We start from the raw sequence: 19345 nt of genomic DNA on the forward strand, positions 1-19345 counted from the left end.
CATCGAACTCGGGCCGGCGTCAGCCGGGCCCGCCCGCCCCGCTCCCGGGCATGCGGCGCGGGTGTTGCAGCAAGAAAAAAGGGCGTCCCGGAGGGCGCCCTTCTCGTTCCGGGCGAGATGTCGCGCGTCAGTGGGCGACCGCGCTGGCGGTACCGGCGTTGCGCGCGGCTTCCGCCGCGGCCGCTTCCTCGGCCGCCTCGTCCCAATCCACCGGTTCGGGTTCCCGCACGAGGGCGTGCTTCAGCACCTCCTTCACGTTCGAGACGGGGATGATCGTCAGCCCCTCCTTCACGTTGTCGGGGATCTCGGCGAGGTCCTTCTCGTTCTCTTCCGGGATCAGCACCGTCTTGATGCCCCCGCGAAGCGCCGCGAGCAGTTTTTCCTTCAGCCCGCCGATCGCCAGCACATTGCCGCGAAGCGTGACCTCGCCGGTCATGGCGATGTCCTTGCGCACCGGAATCTGCGTGAGCACCGACACGATGGACGTCACCATCGCGATGCCCGCGGACGGCCCGTCCTTGGGCGTGGCGCCCTCGGGCACGTGGACGTGGATATCCCACTTCTCGAAGCGCGGCGGCTTCACCCCGATCTCGGGCGCGATGGAGCGCACGAAGCTCGAGGCCGCGTCGATCGACTCCTTCATCACGTCGCCAAGCGTGCCGGTGGTCTTCATCCGACCCTTGCCAGGCAGGCGCAACGCCTCGATCGACAGCAGATCGCCGCCCACGGAGGTCCAGGCGAGGCCGGTCACGACGCCGATCTGGTCCTCCATCTCGGCCAGGCCGAAGCGGTACTTCTTCACGCCGAGGTAGTCCGAAAGGTTCTCCTGGGTGATGGTCACCTTCGTCTTTCCGTCGCGCACGATCTCGGTCACCGCCTTGCGGGCGAGCTTCGCGATCTCGCGCTCGAGGTTCCGCACACCCGCCTCGCGCGTGTAAAGGCGTACGATGTCCAGAAGCGCCGGATCGGTCACCTCGAACTCGCCCTTCTTCAGGCCGTGGTCCTTGACCTGCTTGTCAAGCAGGTGGCGCTTGGCGATCTCCAGCTTCTCGTCCTCGGTGTAGCCCGCGAGCGGAATGATCTCCATCCGGTCAAGGAGCGGGCCGGGCATGCTGTAGGAGTTGGCCGTCGTGATGAACATCACGTTCGACAGGTCGTACTCCACCTCGAGGTAGTGATCGACGAAGGTCGAGTTCTGCTCGGGATCGAGCACCTCCAGCATCGCCGAGGCCGGGTCGCCGCGGAAGTCCTGACCCATCTTGTCGATCTCGTCGAGCAGGATGAGCGGGTTGTTGGTCTTGGCCTTCTTCATCGCCTGGATGATCTTGCCGGGCATGGAGCCGATATAGGTCCGGCGGTGGCCGCGGATCTCGCTCTCGTCGCGCACGCCGCCCAGCGAGATGCGGATGAACTCGCGGCCCGTGGCCTTGGCCACCGACTTGCCCAGCGACGTCTTGCCGACGCCCGGAGGACCCACGAGGCACATGATCGGCCCCTTGAGCTTTTTCGAGCGCTGCTGCACGGCCAGATACTCGACGATGCGTTCCTTGACCTTCTCGAGGCTGTAGTGGTCCTCGTCGAGGATGGTCTGCGCGCGGTGCAGGTCCTTCTTGACGCGGGACTTCTTGCCCCACGGGATCGACAGCATCCAGTCGAGGTAGTTGCGCACCACCGTGGCCTCGGCGCTCATCGGGCTCATCGACTTGAGCTTCTTGAGCTCCGCCTCGGCCTTCTCGCGCGCCTCGCGTGACAGCTTGGTGTTCTCGATGCGCTCCTCGAGTTCCGCGACTTCGCCCGCGCCGTCCTCGCCGTCGCCGAGCTCCTTCTGAATGGCCTTCATCTGCTCATTCAGGTAGTATTCGCGCTGGGTGCGCTCCATCTGGCTCTTGACGCGGGTCTTGATCTTCTTCTCGACCTGCAGGACCGACATCTCGCCCTGCATCAGGCCATAGACCTTCTCCAGCCGCTCGCTGACCGACAGCGTCTCCAGCAGCTCCTGCTTCTGGGCCACGTCGATGCCCAGATGGCCGGCAACGAGATCGGCCAGCTTCGCCGGTTCCGTCGTCTCGGCCACCGCGGCGAGCGCCTCCTCGGGGATGTTCTTCTTGATCTTGGCGTAGCGCTCGAACTCGTCCGCGACGGTGCGCAGCAGCGCCTGGATCGCGGCCTGGTCGCCGGGCATCTCGGTCATGTATTCCGCCCGCGCCTCGAAGAAATTCTCGTTTTCGAGATATTCTACGATCCGCACGCGCGCCTGCCCCTCGACGAGCACCTTCACGGTGCCGTCCGGCAGCTTCAGCAGTTGCAGCACGTTGGCGAGCACGCCGGCCTTGTAGATCCCCTCCGAGGTCGGGTCGTCTTCGGACGGGTCGATCTGGCTCGACAGCAGGATCTGCTTGTCGTCCTGCATGACCTCCTCGAGCGCGCGCACCGACTTCTCGCGGCCGACGAAGAGCGGCACGATCATGTGGGGGAACACCACGATGTCGCGCAGCGGCAGCACGGGATAGGAAGTGTTGAGAGGTTCTTGCATGATAGGTCCTTGTTCTTGGCAGAGGGCCCCTGCCCCGCCTGCGCGGCAGCCTTCGGCCCTCCCCGATCTGGTTCCTGAATGTGGGGGGCGGCGCCGGAATTTCAACCGGGACGGCGCGCCTCCCCGCGCGGGATCAAAACGAGAATGGCCGCCTGCGCGCCGGTGCGCAAGGGGAGCCGGGGTTTGGCGACGGCGACGGCGTCGACGGCGCCGCACGGCACACCGGCCCAATTGCTGCCATGTTTCGCCGCTAGCTTCGCGCCCAGGCAGTCTGGCACCCACAGCAACCGATCACCCCGGGGACACGTCCCATGACCCATACGGCACCCATCGATCTTCCGCCGGAAAGCGACGCGACGACCCGCGACCGCGCGCTTTACGAGGCGGGGAGCGCCAGCGGAGGCAACAACAACGCTCTCATCGCGCTTGCCGCGAAGCTGAGCGGGCAATCGCCGCTGGCCATCGGCCGCGACATCATGCGCCACGCGCGATCGGGCCGCGGGATCGAGGTCTCCGATTACCTGCGCTATCAGCTCTGGGATCGCGACCTGCACCCCGGTGACGCCGCGGATCGCTTCGTCGGCGCCGCCACAGCCTGGCCCGTCGCGCACGCGGTGAACAGCAAATCCTGGTGGTCGGCCGCCGAGGACAAGTTCGCGATGTCGCAGTTGCTCGCGGCCGACGGGCTTCCACAGCCCGAGACCGTTGCCGTGATCGACACAGCGTCCGCGCGCAGTTACGGGCGCGTGGCCCGGATCGAGACGGGCGCGGCACTGCGCGACGTCGTCCTCTCGCGGCCGGCCGGAAGCCTCTTCGCCAAGACACTCGACGGCATGGTGGGGTCGGGCGCGCTCGCGCTGGGCGCCGCGGACGCATCCGGGCTCGAGGTTCCCGGTTACGGCCGTCTCGCCTATGACGAGGTCATCTCGCGGGTCTTCGGCGATGCGCCCTACCTGTTGCAGACCCGGCTGAAGAACCATCCCGCGCTCGCGCCTTTCTGCACGGGCCTGACGACGGTCCGGCTGCCCGCCTTCGTGATGGGGCGCGACGTCGCCGTGCCGATGGCGGTCATGAAGCTCGCGACGGCGGGCAACGAGGCCTGCGCCTTCTGGCGGCCCGGCAATCTCGTCTGCGGGCTCGATGTCGACACCGGCGAGGTGACGCGCGTGGCGGGCCGCGACGGGCCGCGCGTCGCGGCGCTGCCCGATCATCCGGAGCGCCCGGGGCTTACCGGGCTCGCCCTGCCTTTCTGGCAGCAGGTGCGCGAGCTGCATGAGCGCGCGGTTCGCCTGTTCGGGGGCATTGCCTACCAGTCCACCGACATCGCCATCACGCCCGACGGGCCGGTCCTCGTGGAACTCAACTACGCGGGCAGTTTCGACGTGCTCCAGAACGGCACTGGGAAGGGCCTGCTCCAGCCCGAGGTGCGTGACTTCTTCGCCTTCCATGGACAGGATTTCGCGCCCAAGCGCCGCGGCCTCCTTCGCGGGATCACCGGCCGACGCTGACAGACCGGGAAGGCCGCCTCGCTCACGCCCAGCCCCGCCCGCGCATCGCGCGCGCGGGCCGCGATCCCGACAGGGCGTGGCGCAAAACCGCCGGCCGCCCCGCCGCATCGCGTCGGCCAGGGCCGGAATTGCACCGCTGCCGCGCAGGCTCTATTGTCGCCAAACCGTCACTTGCGCGCCGCGGGAAGACCTTCTATCGGGCGCGCAACGCCACTTGGAGGGGAACCGGACCCATGCGTATCGCCATTCTGGGAGGGGACGGCTTCGTCGGCTGGCCGACCTGCCTGCACCTGTCGCACCTCGGTCACGAGATCCATATCCTCGACAACCTCTCGCGCCGCTGGATCGACACCGAACTCGGCGTGCAATCGCTGACGCCGATGGACTCGATCCAGGAACGATGCCGCATCTGGACGGAGGTCTCGGGCGAGACCATCCGGTTTCATCTCCTCGACCTGGCGAAGGAATACGAGCGGCTGCGCCAGTGGCTGACGGACTACCGCCCCGACGCGATCGTGCACTTCGCCGAGCAGCGCGCGGCGCCCTACTCGATGAAGACCGACCGCCACAAGGTCTACACCGTCAACAACAACGTCAGCGCCACCCACAACCTGCTGGCCGCGATGGTCGAGGCGGGCGTCGACGCCCATCTCGTGCACCTGGGCACCATGGGCGTCTACGGCTATTCCAGCGTGGGCGCGGCGATCCCCGAAGGCTACCTCGACGTGGAGATCGAGAACCTCGAAGGCGAGACGAAGGGGCTCGAGATCCTCTACCCGACGCGGCCCGGCTCGGTCTATCACATGACCAAGTCGCTCGATCAGATCCTCTTCCAGTTCTACGCCCAGAATGACGGGCTCAGGATCACCGACCTGCACCAGGGCATCGTGTGGGGCACGCACACCGACCAGACGCGCCGACACGAGCAGCTCATCAACCGCTTCGACTACGACGGCGATTACGGCACGGTGCTCAACCGCTTCCTGATCCAGGCCGCGATCGACCACCCGCTGACGGTGCACGGCACAGGCGGGCAGACCCGCGCCTTCATCCACATCCAGGACTCCGTGCGCTGCATCGAGCTGGCGCTGGCGGACGCGCCGAAGGCGGGCGAGCGGGTGAAGATCTTCAACCAGATGACCGAGACGCACCGCGTGCGCGACCTCGCGGCGCTCGTGGCGAAGCTCACCGGCGCGCGCATCGCCTACCTGCCCAACCCGCGCAAGGAGGCCGACGAGAACGAGCTCGTGGTCAGGAACGAGCAGTTCCTGGCCCTCGGCCTCGACCCCACGACGCTCGCCGAAGGTCTGCTCGAGGAGGTGGTCGAGGTGGCCAGGAAATACGCCCACCGCATCGACCGCTCGCGCGTGCCGGCGGTGTCGGCCTGGACCAAGGACATCGCGCAGCGGGTGGAGCGCGACCCGGAAGGCAAGGCGCTCAAGTCCGTCTCGTGAGCGGCCTTAGCCCGGAGCGGCCGGCCAGCTCCGATCGTGCCTTCGTGACGCTGGTCACCAATGCCGATTTCGCGCGCGGCGCGGCGGCGCTTCTGCACTCTCTCGCGCTGACGGGAACCGCGGCGGACCGCGTGGTGCTGCACACTGGCGGCGTGGAGGAGGCGGCGCTCGCGCCGCTCCGCGACCGCGGCGCGCGGCTGGTGGCCACGGACCTGCTGCCCACCTCCGACGCCTTCAACGCCGCCCACGCGCGCGACCGGCTGCACGGGCTCGCCCCCTTCACGAAGGGCGAGAAGCCCGCCTTCCACACGCCGCTCGACAATTTCGCCAAGCTCCGGCTCTGGCAGCTCGACTACGCGCGCGTCGTGTTCCTCGATGCCGACACGCTGGTGCTGCGCGATATCGACCGGCTCTTCGACTATCCCGAGTTCTGCGCGGCCCCCAACGTCTACGAAAGCCTCGGCGATTTTCACCGCATGAACTCCGGCGTCTTCACCGCGCGGCCCGCGCAGGCGACCTTCGACGCGATGCTCGCGCGGCTCGACGCGCCGGGCGCGTTCTGGCGGCGCACCGACCAGACCTTCCTGCAGGCCTGTTTCCCGGACTGGCACGGGCTGCCCGTCTTCGACAACATGCTGCAATATGTCTGGTTCAACCTGCCCGGGCTCTGGGACTGGGCATCCATCCGGGTGCTGCACTTCCAGTACGAAAAGCCGTGGGAAGACCACGCCAAAGCCGAACGCCTGCGCCCGCTGATCGAGCTCTGGCACGCCTACGCCCGGGGCGAGGCGCCCGATCTTTCAGCCCTCGAGAACCCTGCATGAGGCTCGCCGTCACCGGCGGCACCGGGCTCGTCGGGCGCTTCATCGTCGAGGCGGCGCTTGCCGCGCGCGACGCGGTGACGGTGCTCACGCGCCGCCCGCCCGCGCCGGGCTTCTTCTCGTCCGAGGTGGCCCACCAGCCTTTCGATCTCGACCGCCCCGAGGCGCGGCTCGAGGGTGTGGAGGCGCTCGTCCATGCGGGCTTCGCCCACATTCCCGGCCGCTACCGCGGCGGCGAGGGCGAGGATCCCGAAGGCTTCCTGAGGCGCAACGCCCAAGGCACGAGGCGGCTCTTCGAAGCGGCGCGGGCCGCGGGCGTCGGGCGGATCGTCTTCCTGTCCTCCCGCGCGGTCTATGGCGACTACCCGCCCGGCACGGCGCTTCGCGAGGAGATGCCTGCCCGGCCCGACACGCTTTACGGCGAGGTCAAGCGGGAGGCCGAGGCCGCGCTCGCCGCCCTGCCCCTCTCCGGTGTCTCGCTGCGCGCCACCGGCGTGTACGGCCCGGCAGGCCCCGGACAGCGCCACAAGTGGCGCGATCTCTTCGACAATTACCTGGCAGGAGACGAGATCGTTTCCCGAAAAGGAACGGAACTCCACGGTACCGACCTCGCCGCGGCCGTTCGGCTGCTTCTGACCGTGCCGGATGCACGGCTCGGCGACGGGATCTTCAACGCCTCGGACATCCTGCTGGATCGCCACGATCTGCTCGCCGAGGTCGCCCGGCTCACCGGCTGCCGCCACCCGCCACCCGCGCCCAGCGACACCGCGGTGAGCGAGATGCGCACTGACAGGCTGCGCGCGCTCGGCTGGCGGCCGGGGGGATGGGCGGGTCTGCAAGCGGCGCTGCCCGCGATGTTGTGATCGACCGCGCCGCATCCAAGGCGGCGCGCAAGCGGTTTCGAAACCGCTTGCAAGGCCTTTCCAAAGGCCTTGCCCGCCCTCAAGCCAGGGGCACGCCCTCGCGGCCCGCGAGATCGACGAAGAACTGCCAGGCCACGCGGCCCGACCGGGCGCCGCGGGTCGCCTGCCACTCGATCGCCTCCGCTCGCAGACGGTCCTCCGCGATCTTCACGCCGTGCGCGGCGCAGTAGCCCCGGATCATGTCGAGGAACTCGTCCTGGCTGCAGGGATGAAAGCCCAGCCAGAGCCCGAACCGGTCCGAAAGCGAAACCTTCTCCTCGACCGCTTCCGAAGGCGCGATCGCGGAGGATCGCTCGTTCTCGATCATGTCGCGCGGCATCAGATGGCGCCGGTTCGAGGTCGCGTAAAGCACCACGTTGCCGGGACGACCCTCCACGCCGCCGTCGAGCACGGCCTTGAGGCTCTTGTAGTGTTCGTCGTCGTGGCTGAAGGAGAGATCGTCGCAGAAGAGCAGAAAGCGGTGATCCCCGGCGGCCCGCAGGATCGAGAGCAGTCGCCCCACGCTCGGCAGGTCCTCACGCTGCAGCTCCACGATCTTCAGGTCGTGTCCCTCGGCCACCACCGCAGCGTGGACCGCCTTCACGAGGGAGGACTTGCCCATCCCGCGCGCGCCCCACAGAAGCGCGTTGTTCGCCGGCAGCCTGCGCGCGAACTGGCGCGTGTTGGCAAGCAACGTGTCTCTCGCCCGGTCCACCGCCACGAGAAGCGACAGATCCACCCGGTTCACGCGTCCTACCGGGTCCAGCCGGTCGGGCGCGACATGCCAGACGAAGGCGTCCGCCGCCTCGAAGTCGGGCGCGGGCCGCGCGGCGGGCGCGATCCGCTCCAGCGCCGACGCGATCCGCGCCAGCGCATCCGCCTCGAACTCCGGCATCAGCGCCCACGCTCCTCGTCGTCGGTCTCGTCGAATTCCCGCATCAGCGGATCGTCCTGCTCGGACCCTTCGCCGTAGGGATCGTCGTCATCCTCGAACCAGAGGCCGCGGGCCCGGAGATCCGCCTCGCGCCGCTTTTCCACGCGCTCGACCAGCCAGATCGACACCTCGTAAAGCCCGTAGACCACCACGAACAGGATCACCTGCGTGATGACGTCGGGCGGCGTGACGAGCGCCGCCAGCAGGAGAATGCCCACGACCGCGAATTTGCGGACCTTCCGAAGCCCTTCGGCGCTGACCAGGCCGGCTTTTCCCATGAGCGTCAGCAGCACCGGAAGCTGGAAGCACAGCCCGAAGGCCACGATGAACTTTATGGTCAGCGACAGGTATTCCTGCGCCGAGCCCTGGAAGGCGATGCCGGCGGTCGCGTTCTCCACCTCGCCCTCGTCGAGCACCGTGCCGGCTTGCTGGAAGCCCAGGAAGAAGTCGAAGGCGAGCGGCGTAACGACGTAATAGGCGAAGGACGCGCCCAGGAAGAACATGAAGGGCGAGGCCAGCATGAACGGCAGGAAGGCGTTCTGCTCGGACTTGTAGAGCCCCGGCGCCACGAAGCGCCACATCTGGAAGCTGATGTAGGGAAACGACAGCACCAGCCCGCCCAGGAGCGAGATCGACACCGCGACGAAGAAGCCTTCCTGCAGCTTGATGAGAATCAGGCCGCAATTCTCCATCCCGCGCGTCGCCATGGCGCTGCAAAGCGGCTGGGTCAGGAAGTCGAAGATCGGGTTCCAGACGGTGAAGCAGACCACCATGCCCGCGATGAAGGCGAGCACGGAGTGGATGAGCCGCGTGCGCAACTCGGCCAGGTGCTCGATAAGGGGGGCCTCGTTGTCGTCGATCTCGTCAGCCTGCGGTGCGTCGGTCATGCCTTGGTGTCGTCCTCGCTGGCCGTCGTCCCGGCGGCGGGCGCGGTGTCGGGAACGGGCGCGGTCTCGGAAGATGCGGCGGCCTCCCGATCGGCATCACCCGCCGCGGCCGCCGCACCCCGCTCCTTGCGCTCGCGCAGCGCGTCCCGGCGCGCCTGCGCCTCGGCGGCGCGCTCGCGGGCAAGCTTCGCCGTCTCGCTGTCGGGATCCCACTTCGCGGCGGACCGGAACTCGTTCTCGACCCCGTCGAGCCCAAGCGACTTCGAGGACGTCATGTCCTTGAAGCCCTTGGTGGCTTCCTTGACGCCGCTCTCCTCGGCGGCCTCGTTCATCGCACGGCTGAACTCGCGCGCCATGCCGCGCGCCTTGCCCATGAAACGTCCCACGTTTCGAAAGAGCACGGGCAGATCCTTCGGGCCCACCACGATCAGGGCCACGATTCCGATCAGAAGGAGTTCGGTCCAGCCGAGATCGAGCATCGATCAGACCTTGTCCTTTTCCTTCTCGCCCTCCGGCGTCACGTCGCGGGCCTCCTCGGCCTGCTGGTTATCCAGCTCCTCGGTGCCGTCCTTCACGCCCTTCTTGAACGCGGTGATGCCCTTGCCGACCTCGCCCATGATCGAGCTGATCTTGCCGCGGCCGAACATGACGAGCACCACGATGGCGATGAGAAGAAGTCCGGGTAGTCCGATATTGTTGAGCATGACGTCTCTCCTGGATCGAGGGCGCGCCGCCAGCCGCCAGCCCGGGTCATGGTCCGCGCGCCCGAAAAAGCCACGTGAGTTTCTACTCTCATCCGTGCCGGCATGAAAGCGCCAAACCGGGCCTCGCGGCCCCTCTGACAAAGGTTTTCAGGCGCTTAATTGTCACTATTCTGTCAACTGACAGATCAATGACAAATATCCACCGAATCAGCCGGCAGGATGACGACGTGAAACGCGCGGACCGACTCTACGCCCTCATCGAGATCCTGAAGCGCGGCGGCCCGCACCGCGCAGAGGACCTCGCCCGCCGCACGGGCGTCTCGATGCGCACCGTCTACCGCGACATGGAGACGCTTGCCGCCTCGGGCGTGCCGGTGGAAGGCGCGCGCGGCGAGGGCTACCGCGCCTCCGCGGCGATCACCCTTCCGCCGCTCAACCTGACCGAGACGGAGCTCGAGATCCTGCACCTCGCCCTCGCCGTCACGGGCGAGGCGGTGGACGAGGATCTGCGCGCCGCCGCCATCTCGCTCTCGGCCAAGATCGAGGCCGTCCTGCCCGAGGAGCCGGGCGCGCAGGCCCGCTTCGGCCTGGCCACCTACCCGTTCGAGGCCGCGGCGCGGGGCTTCGCCCACATGCCCCGGCTGCGCGCCGCGATCCGGGCACGCCAGAAGCTCCGCGTGCGCATGTCCGGCGGCGGCGGCGCGCGTGTCGTCCGTCCGCTCAAGGTCGACTACTGGGGGCGCGTCTGGTCGGCCGTGGTCTGGGACGAGGCGGCGGCGGATTTCGCCACCCTCCGCCTGGACCGCATCGAGGACCTCGTGACGATCCCCTCGCTTTTCGTGGACGAGCCGGGCAAACGCCTTTCCGATTTCGAGGCCAGGCCCTGACCGGCCGGAAGGACACCGGACTTCTTCTTGGCCGAAATACTCCGGGGGAGTCGCGCGGAACGCGCGACGGGGGCAGCGCCCCCGGACCACGCGGCGGCCCGCGCGCGGCGGAAAATCAGTCGCGCGCGGGAAAGACGAAGCAGCGGTCGCGGCGCACGGTCAGCCAAAGCGCGCGGCCGGGCCTCGGCAGGAAGACATTGGGCACGGTCGCCTTCAGCACGGATCCGTCATGATCCATGCGGAACTCCACGAGGCTTTCGTTGCCCAGAAAGCGCGCGCGTTCGACCACGCCGCGCGCGGCGACCCCGTCCCGCGCGGTGGGCTGCGGCCCGTGCCCGCCGCGATCGAAGTCGATGCCCACATGCTGCGGGCGGAAGACGATGTCCACCTCCGCCCCGTCGGGCACGCCCGGGGCCAGGAACTGGCCGAAGGGGGTGTCGGTCAGCGCCCCGCGCACCGTGCCACGGATCACGTTGACATCGGAGAAGAAGGCCACCGCCGCCTTATCGAGGGGTGCATTGTAGATGTTGTAGGGCGCGCCCATCTGCACGATCCGCCCGTCCCGCATCAGCGCGATCTCGTCGGCCATGCGCATCGCCTCCTGCGGCTCATGGGTCACCAGCAGGACGGCCGTGTCCTCTTCCTTGAGAATCGACAGCGTCTCGTCGCGGATCCCGTCCCGCAGCCGGTTGTCGAGGCCCGAGAAGGGCTCGTCCATCAGCATGATCGACGGGCGCGGGGCGAGCGCGCGGGCCAGCGCCACGCGCTGCTGCTCGCCACCCGAAAGCGCGTGCGGGAAGGCGTCGATGTAATGCGACAGCCCCACCCGGGCGAGAAGTTCCTCGACCCGCGCGCGGCGCGCCTCGCGCGGTGCGCGCAGGCCGAAGGCGACGTTGTCGGCCACCGAGAGATGCGGGAAAAGCGCGAAGTCCTGGAACATCAGCCCGATCGAGCGCCGCTCCGGCGGCACGCGGTAGACCGTGTCGCAGATCAGCTCCCCGTCGACCCGGATCTCGCCCTCGTCCTGCATCTCCACGCCCGCGATCATCCGCAGCGTGGTCGACTTGCCGCAGCCCGACGGGCCGAGCAGGCAGGTCACCTGCCCCGGCCGGATCGCCAGCGACACGTCGTCCACGACGACACGGCCGCCGAAGCGGCGGGTAAGGTGGCGGACCTCCAGCCTCGGTGCCGGCGCGGCCACGGCCGACTTTTCCCGATCAATTTGCTCGGACATGCGGGCGAGATAGCAACCCCGCCCCGCCCGCGCAAGCGGCCGGGGCGCGAGGGCGCGGCTCAGATGGTGAAGTTCGTCCCGCCGCCATCGAGAAGGATGTTCTGCCCGACGATGAAGCCCGCGTGCTGCGAGCAGAGAAACGCGCAGGCCGCGCCGAACTCTTCCTTCGTGCCGTAGCGGCCGGCGGGGATCGTCGCCTCGCGCCGGCGGCGCGCCTCCTCGAGCGTGATATCCTCCTTGCCGGCGACGCCGGTATCGAGCGCGACCGCGCGGTCGGTGGCGTGGATGCCGGGCAGAAGGTTGTTGATCGTGACGCCCGCGCCGGCCACCTGCCGCGCCGTGCCGGCGACATAGCCCGTCAGCCCCGTGCGCGCCGCGTTCGACAGGCCCAGCACCGGGATCGGCGCCTTGACGGATTGCGAGGTGATGTTGACGACCCGGCCCCAGCCGCGCTCCATCATCCCCGGAACCAGGGCCTTGATGAGCGCGATGGGCGTCAGCATGTTCGCGTCGAGGGCGCGGATGAAATCGTCCCGCTCCCAGTCCGTCCACATCCCCGGCGGCGGCCCGCCCGCATTGGTCACCAGGATGTCGACCTGCGCGCCCGCAGCGTCGAGCACCTTCGACCGGCCCTCTTCGGTGGTGATGTCGGCGGCCACGGCCGTGACCTCCACGCCGTGGGCGGCGCGGATCGCGGCGGCGGTCTCTTCCAGCGCCTCCGCGCCACGGGCGTTGATCACCAGGCTCGCCCCCGCTTCGGCGAGCGCCTCGGCGCAGCCGCGCCCCAATCCCTTGCTCGCCGCGCAGACCAGCGCGCGCTTTCCCGAAATCCCCAGATCCATGTGCCCCTCCCTTTTGCGTTGGTGGCAATTATCACCGGCGCGCGGGGCATGCCAGCAAATCGCCCGCGCCCCGGCCCTGCCGCGCCACATTCCATGATCACGCTGATGGCAGTAGGCTGGGGCGAACGCCAGCCCCTGCACCCCCGGATCTCATGCCGACCGAACGACCCGTCATCAATCTGGCAGTCCACCGCGCGGAAGATTTTCGCGCGACCGAGGGCGCGCGGCGCGGCGACCCGCTGGAACACGCCGACGCGCTGGCGCCGGACGACGTCTACGAACTCGCGACGGACGCCCGGGCGCTCAGGCTCGCGCTGGAGATAGGCGCGGGCGAGAGCCTCGTCGTCGCCCCCGACAGCCCGCTCGGCACCCCCGGCGCGACGGTCTTCCTCGACAGTTGCCTCACCTTCATGGACAGCGCCGGGCAGGTGCTGGAGGTCCTTGTGCTGGTGGAAACGGATCGCGCGGGCACCGTGCGCGCGGTTCATGCTCACCCGCTCGACCGGGTGGCGCCGCGCACGTCCTACACCCTCGTGAACGTCGATCCCGGCGGCGCGCGCCGGCGTTTCGCCGAACTCGGCTGCGTCTCCTTCTCGCGGGGGACGCGGATCACCCTGCCCTCCGGAGAGCAGCGCCCGATAGAGACGCTGGCGCCGGGCGACCGGCTGCTGACGCGGGACGACGGTGCGCAGGAAATCCGCTGGATCGGACGCAGCACGGTGCGCGCTGCGGGCGCCTTCGCGCCCATCGTCATCGCGGCAGGTGCGCTCCACAACACCGGGGAGCTCGTGGTCAGCCCCGATCACCGGCTCTTCGTCTACCAGCGCAAGGATGCGCTCGGCGCCGGCCGGCCCGAGGTGCTGGTGCGCGCCAGGCATCTCGTGAACGGCACCACCGTGCGGCGCCGGGCGGGCGGGTTCGTGGAGTATTTCCAGCTGCTGCTCGACTGCCACCAGATCATCTACGCCGAGGGCATCGCGGCCGAATCGATGCTGCTGGATGCGCGCAACCGGCCCCTGCTGCCTGCGCCGCTCGACCGCGCGCTGGCGAACCGGCTGCCGGGCCACGGCGACGGGGCGCTTCGCGGCCTCGAAGTGCGCGAGACGCTGCTGCGCCGGCCCGACGCGGCCGAGCTTCTGCGCCGCGCCTCGGCACGCTAGCGGCGCGACACGAGGGAAAGAGAAGGCGGCCCGGGGCGCCGGCGGGCCGCGATTGCGCGCGCCCCGCCGCTCCCCTATATGCGCGGCCATGCTGGACACTCTGCCGAACCGCCCCGACCTGCCGCCCGAGATCGCCCGCAGGCGCACCTTCGCCATCATCTCGCATCCCGATGCGGGCAAGACGACGCTGACCGAGAAGTTCCTGCTTTTCGGCGGCGCGATCCAGATGGCGGGCCAGGTGCGCGCCAAGGGCGAGGCGCGGCGCACGCGCTCGGACTTCATGGCGATGGAAAAGGACCGCGGCATCTCCGTCTCGGCCTCGGCGATGTCCTTCGATTACCGGGACTTCCGCTTCAATCTCGTGGACACGCCCGGCCACTCCGACTTTTCCGAAGACACCTATCGCACGCTCACCGCCGTCGACGCGGCGGTGATGGTGATCGACGGGGCGAAGGGCGTGGAAAGCCAGACGCGCAAGCTCTTCGAGGTCTGCCGCCTGCGCGACCTGCCGATCCTGACCTTCTGCAACAAGATGGACCGCGAAAGCCGCGACACCTTCGACATCGTCGACGAGATCCAGGAAAACCTCGCGATCGACGTGACACCCGCCTCCTGGCCCATCGGCATGGGGCAGGATTTCCTCGGCTGCTACGACCTGCTGCGCGACCGGCTCGAACTGATGGACCGCGCCGATAGGAACCGCGTGGCCGAGACGGTCGAGATCGAGGGCCTCGACGATCCGCGCATGGCCGATCACGTGCCGCCGCAGCTCCTGGCGAAACTCCGCGAGGAGGTCGAGATGGCGCGCGCCCTCTTGCCCGCCCTCGATCCGAAGGCGGTGCGCGAGGGGCACATGACGCCGATCTGGTTCGGCTCGGCGATCAATTCCTTCGGGGTGAAGGAACTCATGGACGGGATCGGCCGCTACGCGCCCGAACCGCAGGTCCAGCGCGCGGAGCCACGGCAGATTTCCCCTGAAGAAACAAGCGTCTCTGGCTTTGTCTTCAAGGTTCAGGCGAACATGGACCCCAAGCACCGCGACCGCGTCGCCTTTGTCCGCCTGGCGTCGGGACACTTCAAGCGCGGCATGAAACTCACTCATGTCCGAACGAAAAAACCGATCACCGTCTCCGCGCCGGTGCTCTTTCTCGCGGCCGACCGCGAACTGGCCGAAGAAGCCTGGGCGGGCGACATCATCGGCATCCCGAACCACGGCCAGCTCCGCATCGGCGACACGCTGACCGAGGGCGAGGCGGTTCGCGTGACCGGCATCCCCTCCTTCGCGCCGGAGCTTCTGCAATCCGCGCGGGCGGGCGACCCGATGAAGGCCAAGCACCTCGAAAAGGCGCTCATGCAGTTCGCGGAGGAAGGCGCGGCCAAGGTCTTCAAGCCCGCCATCGGCTCGGGCTTCATCGTGGGTGTGGTGGGCGCGCTCCAGTTCGACGTGCTGGCCAGCCGGATCGAACTTGAATACGGCCTGCCGGTCCGATTCGAGCCCTCGCAGTTCACCTCGGCCCGCTGGGTCGCCGGAGAGAAGCAGGCGATGGACCGCTTCGTGACCGCCAACAAGCAGCATATCGCGCATGACAATGACGGCGACACGGTCTACCTGACCCGCCTGCAATGGGACATCGACCGGATCGAGCGCGACTATCCCGAGCTCCGGCTTACCGACACCAAGGAAATGCAGGTGTGACATGTCGGAACCGGGTGCGGCCGGTCCGCTCGGAAATCCGCCACGCGTCCGAGGCGGACGCGCTGCCCGATGGCGCCTTCATCCTCGAAAATGGCGCGGCGTGGCGTGTGACGGGCGGCCACCTGCTGCGTCCCCGGCCCCGCGGCCGCGTCACGGTGCCGAGCCCGCGCGCGACGCGCGCGAGCTGCCGAGCGGGCCTGCACGCAAGCGCTGGGGCTTGAGCCCGTTCGCCCCCGGCCGCAGTCTCTGCCCATGACCGCCCGATCCCGCCGAAAGGACCCCGCGCCATGACCGCCCCGCGCTGGGGCGTGACCGCCACCGTGAAGGCGCCGCCGCGGGCGGTGCTGGGTTTCGCGGCGCACCATCTCGACCTCGGCGCGCACCGCGTCTTCGTCTACCTCGACGCCGAGGCGCCCGAGACAGAGGCTCGGCTCGCCGCGCATCCGAAGCTCCGGGTCTTCCGGACGGACGACGACTGGTGGCAAAAACGGGGCGGCCGGCCCGCCAAGCACCAGGAACGCCAGACGCGCAACCTGCGCCACGCGCTCGACCGGCGCGCGGAGGTCGACTGGCTCGCCCATATCGACGTGGACGAGTTCCTTTGGCCGCGCGAGAACTCGGTGGCGGAGGAGTTGGCCGCCCTTCCCGACGACTGCCTTTGCGCCCGCACGCGCCCCTTAGAGGCGCTCGCCGAGCCATCGGGCGGCCCGCCCGTGCATTTCAAGGCGTTCCACCTCGACCGCACCCGGCGGCAGCAGGCCGCGGCGCGGGTCTTTCCGACTTGGGGCCGCGATCTGCCGGGCGGTTTCCTGAGCCACGTGGCGGGCAAGCTCTTTCTGCGCACGGGACACGGGCTTCGCGCGCGCATCCACAACGCCTGGCTCGGCGAGGAGCAGAACCCCGGCGAGCGCCCCCTGCCCTGCATCGAGCTCTGCCACCTGCACGCTCCGGACTGGGAGACGTGGATCGGGCAGTATCGCTACCGGCTGAAGGCCGGGGCCTACCGGGCGGAGCTGACGCCGCAGGCCGGGCCGGGCAGCCGGAATCTGACCGTCCACGCGCTCTTGTCGGAGATCGAGGCGGCCGCGGGCGAGGACGGGCTTCGCGCCTTCTTCGAGGAGGTCTGCACCGCCACGCCCGAGCGTCTCGCGGCGCTCGCGCGCGAGGGACTGTTGCGGCGATGCGACCTCGACCTCGACGCCCGGATCGCGCGGCATTTGTTCTGACGGGTCTTGCCGCTGCGGCATTCCGGCCACGCGACGAACCGCGCGGCGCTTCCGCCTTGGCCGCATGGTCCTTTTGTTTTACATTTCCCAAAACATCTATTCAGGATTTCCGAATATGCGCCAGATGCCCAACGTGCACCACGCCGAAGCGATCCCCGAGGCCGCGCGCGCCGAGATCGACCGCCTGCTCGCCTCGGGCGATCTCTTCCGCTACACCGCGCCAGCCGACGCGCCGGTGGCACTTCTAGAGCGGGAGTTCGCGGCGCTGATGGGTGTGGATTACGCGCTCGCCGTCTCGTCCTGCTCGGCGGCGCTCTTCCTGTCGCTGAAGGCGCTCGACCTGCCCCGCGACGCCCGCGTGCTGATCCCCGGCTTCACCTTCGCCGCGGTGCCATCGGCGGTGGTGCATGCCGACTGCGTGCCGGTCCTGTGCGAAGTGGGCACGGACTACCGCGTCGACCTCGCCGATTTCGAGGCGAAGCTTGCCGGCGTCGAAGCGGTCATCATCAGTCACATGCGGGGGCACACCTCCGACATGGACGCGATCATGGCGCTTTGTGACGCGCGCGGCGTGCCGGTGATCGAGGACGCGGCGCATTCGCTCGGCACCACATGGCGCGGGCGCAAGATCGGCACGCTCGGCCGGGCGGGCTGTTTCAGTTTCCAGAGCTACAAGCTCGTGAACGCGGGCGAAGGCGGCATCCTCGTCACCGACGACGCCGACCTCGTCGCGCGCGCCGTGATCATGTCGGGCGCCTACGAGCACAACTGGAAGAAGCACACCGGGCTCGAGGAGGCGTTCCGCCGCTGGCAGAACCTCCTGCCGCTTTACAACATGCGCATGTCGAACCTCTCGGCGGCGGTGATCCGCCCGCAACTGCGCGAGATCCCGCGCCGGGTGCGCGACGGGCGCGCGAACCACGATCTTGTCGCGGCGATGCTGAACGCATCGCCTTCGATGACGGTTCCCGCGGCCCTCGACGGCGAGCTGCGCGCACCCGATTCGATCCAGTTCAATCTGGAGGGCCTGGACGAGGCGCAGACCCGCGCCTTCGCCACAGAGGCGGGCGCGCGCGGCGTGAAGGTTCAGGTCTTCGGACTTTCCGACGACAACGCCCGCGCCTTCTGGAACTGGCGGTTCCTGCCCGAGATGCCGGAACTTCCCGCAACGCGCACCATGCTGATGCGCGCCTGCGACGTGCGGCTGCCCGCACGGCTGTCGCGGGAGGAGTGCGTCGCGATCGCCGAGGCACTGGTCGAGGCGGCAGAGGCGGTATGCGCACCGCCGCGCGCCTACGGAACCTGAGGCGTCACTCGCCCAGCTTGTCGAGCTTCGCCTGAAGCGTCGCGAGCTGCCGCTTGATCTCGTCCAGATCCTCGGAGCCTTGGCCGTTGTCGTCGTCCTCGCGGCCCGGGCCGGACCAGTTGGCACCCATGCCGCCGGTCATCGCCTTCAGGAACGCCTCCTGCTGCGCGCGCATGGCATCGTAGCCCGGCATCGCCGACATGGGGTTTATCTTCTCCATGTTCTCCATCACCTTCGTCTGTCCGTCGCGGAGCATCTCGAAGGACATGGCGAGGAATTGCGGCACCATGGAGTGCGCGGACGTGGTGTAGCTCCGGACGAGGTCGGTCAGCACGTTGATGGGCAGCACGCTTTCGCCCTTCGACTCGTGCTCGGCCACGATCTGGAGAAGATACTGCCGGGTCAGGTCGTCACCGGATTTCAGGTCGACGATCTTGACCTCGCGTCCTGCGCGGATGAAGCCCGCGATATCCTCCAGCGTGACGTAGTCGCTGGTTTCGGTGTTGTAGAGCCGGCGGCTGGCGTAGCGCTTGATCAGGAGCGGCTTTTCGGTATCTGCCACGGGCTCTCCTCCCCGGATGTGAACGAGAGGAAGCCTAGAATGCCACGGATCAAATGAAAAGGGCGGGCACGGCTCTCGCCGCGCCCGCCCCGATGCGTGCCGGGCGCCGGTGGCGCCCCCGCGATCACTTCGACGCGGCGGTGCCGGCCTTCTTGGCGGCGGACGTCATGTCGTTGGTGGCCTTCTTCATGGCCGCGCTCGCGTCCTCGGTCATGTCCTTGCCGGCCGCCATCATCAGTTCGACGGTGTCCATCTGGACCTTCTTCGCGATCTCGGCGAAGGCAGCCATGTGCTCTGCGGCCACTTCGGCCTGTGCCGACGCGAAGTCGGTCATCGCCTTGGCGTAGTCCGCGGGCTCGGCTTTCGCCTTCGTCATCTCGCCCATCTTGGAGATGGTGTCCTTCGTCCACTTCGCCGAAAGCTCCGACGATTTCTCGGCGGCCTCGAGCGCGACGCCGGCCAGCTTCTCGTTGAGCGAGGCGGTCGTCTTGAAGGCGTCTTCCATGGCGGAATTGTCCACCGGGAACGCGCCCATCATGTCTTTCATCATCTGGGTGAAATCGGTCGTCTGGGTCTTTGCGGTTGCCATGATGCTATCCTCTTGTGCCTTGGTGGAACGGGACTTTCCCCGTGCTCTCCAACTGCGACGAATATGCATGCTGCACCGCAGCATTTCAAGCCTTTTCGCT

Annotated in this window: 18 protein-coding genes; 9 read left to right on the forward strand and 9 right to left on the reverse strand. The window is 68.5% G+C overall.

The annotated features are described in order from the left end of the window. Positions 1–127: 127 nt before the first annotated feature. Positions 128–2533 carry an endopeptidase La gene (lon, locus tag AB6A66_RS01335; protein ID WP_371037811.1) on the reverse strand — a complete coding sequence of 802 codons (2406 nt, stop codon included), beginning with the start codon at positions 2531–2533 and terminating at the stop codon, positions 128–130. A 311-nt stretch (positions 2534–2844) separates the two neighbouring features. Here lon and AB6A66_RS01340 point away from each other — a divergent pair, with 311 nt between their 5' ends. The 4 genes from AB6A66_RS01340 (at position 2845) to AB6A66_RS01355 (ending at position 7179) form a co-directional block, all read left to right on the forward strand. Further along, positions 2845–4041 carry a sugar-transfer associated ATP-grasp domain-containing protein gene (locus AB6A66_RS01340; protein WP_371054470.1) on the forward strand — a complete coding sequence of 399 codons (1197 nt, stop codon included), beginning with the start codon at positions 2845–2847 and terminating at the stop codon, positions 4039–4041. 233 nt (positions 4042–4274) lie between these two features. Next, a complete protein-coding gene (locus AB6A66_RS01345; RefSeq protein ID WP_371054471.1) occupies positions 4275–5495 on the forward strand; it encodes an NAD-dependent epimerase/dehydratase family protein in 1221 nt (406 codons plus the stop codon). Further along, positions 5492–6319, forward strand: a complete 828-nt coding sequence (locus tag AB6A66_RS01350) for a glycosyltransferase (RefSeq protein WP_371037814.1) — start codon at positions 5492–5494, stop codon at positions 6317–6319. The genes AB6A66_RS01345 and AB6A66_RS01350 overlap by 4 nt, the downstream gene beginning before the upstream one ends. Continuing rightward, positions 6316–7179, forward strand: coding sequence for an NAD-dependent epimerase/dehydratase family protein (locus AB6A66_RS01355; RefSeq protein WP_371054472.1), 864 nt, complete (start codon positions 6316–6318; stop codon positions 7177–7179). The genes AB6A66_RS01350 and AB6A66_RS01355 overlap by 4 nt, the downstream gene beginning before the upstream one ends. Before the next feature lie 79 nt (positions 7180–7258). Here the strand turns inward: AB6A66_RS01355 and AB6A66_RS01360 are convergent, their stop codons facing one another. From AB6A66_RS01360 to AB6A66_RS01375, 4 genes are read right to left on the reverse strand one after another with little or no spacing between them, the layout of a single operon-like run. Further along, positions 7259–8113, reverse strand: a complete 855-nt coding sequence (locus AB6A66_RS01360) for an ATP-binding protein (protein WP_371054473.1) — start codon at positions 8111–8113, stop codon at positions 7259–7261. Continuing rightward, the gene (tatC, locus tag AB6A66_RS01365; protein ID WP_371037817.1) at positions 8113–9039 is read right to left on the reverse strand and encodes a twin-arginine translocase subunit TatC; all 927 of its coding nucleotides are present in this window, start codon (positions 9037–9039) and stop codon (positions 8113–8115) included. Before tatC ends, AB6A66_RS01360 begins: the two co-directional genes overlap by 1 nt. Continuing rightward, positions 9036–9518, reverse strand: coding sequence for a Sec-independent protein translocase protein TatB (gene tatB / locus AB6A66_RS01370; protein ID WP_371037818.1), 483 nt, complete (start codon positions 9516–9518; stop codon positions 9036–9038). Before tatB ends, tatC begins: the two co-directional genes overlap by 4 nt. 3 nt (positions 9519–9521) lie before the next feature. Beyond that, positions 9522–9743, reverse strand: coding sequence for a twin-arginine translocase TatA/TatE family subunit (locus AB6A66_RS01375; protein ID WP_371054474.1), 222 nt, complete (start codon positions 9741–9743; stop codon positions 9522–9524). 227 nt (positions 9744–9970) lie between these two features. Between AB6A66_RS01375 and AB6A66_RS01380 the strand changes: the two genes are divergently transcribed. After that, on the forward strand, positions 9971–10630 hold the full coding sequence (locus tag AB6A66_RS01380; RefSeq protein ID WP_371037820.1) for a helix-turn-helix transcriptional regulator: 660 nt from the start codon (positions 9971–9973) through the stop codon (positions 10628–10630). A 115-nt stretch (positions 10631–10745) separates the two neighbouring features. Here the strand turns inward: AB6A66_RS01380 and AB6A66_RS01385 are convergent, their stop codons facing one another. Both AB6A66_RS01385 and AB6A66_RS01390 read right to left on the reverse strand, forming a co-directional pair. Beyond that, positions 10746–11864, reverse strand: a complete 1119-nt coding sequence (locus AB6A66_RS01385) for an ABC transporter ATP-binding protein (protein WP_371054475.1) — start codon at positions 11862–11864, stop codon at positions 10746–10748. 59 nt (positions 11865–11923) lie between these two features. Continuing rightward, positions 11924–12706, reverse strand: a complete 783-nt coding sequence (locus tag AB6A66_RS01390) for an SDR family oxidoreductase (protein ID WP_371037822.1) — start codon at positions 12704–12706, stop codon at positions 11924–11926. 152 nt (positions 12707–12858) lie between these two features. Here AB6A66_RS01390 and AB6A66_RS01395 point away from each other — a divergent pair, with 152 nt between their 5' ends. The 4 genes from AB6A66_RS01395 to AB6A66_RS01410 all read left to right on the forward strand — a co-directional run bounded on the left by AB6A66_RS01395 (position 12859) and on the right by AB6A66_RS01410 (position 18094). After that, positions 12859–13866 (forward strand): Hint domain-containing protein, encoded by a 1008-nt coding sequence (locus AB6A66_RS01395; RefSeq protein ID WP_371037823.1) that lies wholly within the window; start codon positions 12859–12861, stop codon positions 13864–13866. A gap of 88 nt (positions 13867–13954) precedes the next feature. Further along, positions 13955–15562, forward strand: a complete 1608-nt coding sequence (locus AB6A66_RS01400; protein WP_371054476.1) for a peptide chain release factor 3 — start codon at positions 13955–13957, stop codon at positions 15560–15562. 287 nt (positions 15563–15849) lie between these two features. Next, positions 15850–16788 carry a glycosyltransferase family 2 protein gene (locus tag AB6A66_RS01405; protein WP_371054477.1) on the forward strand — a complete coding sequence of 313 codons (939 nt, stop codon included), beginning with the start codon at positions 15850–15852 and terminating at the stop codon, positions 16786–16788. Between the two features lie 115 nt (positions 16789–16903). Next, complete coding sequence (locus tag AB6A66_RS01410; protein WP_371037826.1) at positions 16904–18094, forward strand: DegT/DnrJ/EryC1/StrS family aminotransferase; 1191 nt, start codon at positions 16904–16906, stop codon at positions 18092–18094. Positions 18095–18098: 4 nt separating this feature from the next. Here AB6A66_RS01410 and phaR read toward each other — a convergent pair whose 3' ends face one another. Both phaR and AB6A66_RS01420 read right to left on the reverse strand, forming a co-directional pair. Next, positions 18099–18656, reverse strand: coding sequence for a polyhydroxyalkanoate synthesis repressor PhaR (phaR, locus tag AB6A66_RS01415; protein ID WP_371037827.1), 558 nt, complete (start codon positions 18654–18656; stop codon positions 18099–18101). Positions 18657–18780: 124 nt separating this feature from the next. Beyond that, positions 18781–19245, reverse strand: a complete 465-nt coding sequence (locus AB6A66_RS01420) for a phasin family protein (protein ID WP_371037828.1) — start codon at positions 19243–19245, stop codon at positions 18781–18783. Between the last annotated feature and the right edge of the window lie 100 nt (positions 19246–19345).

Origin of the sequence: Rhodosalinus sp. K401 (assembly GCF_041365735.1) — a bacterium.
Lineage (GTDB): Bacteria > Pseudomonadota > Alphaproteobacteria > Rhodobacterales > Rhodobacteraceae > Rhodosalinus.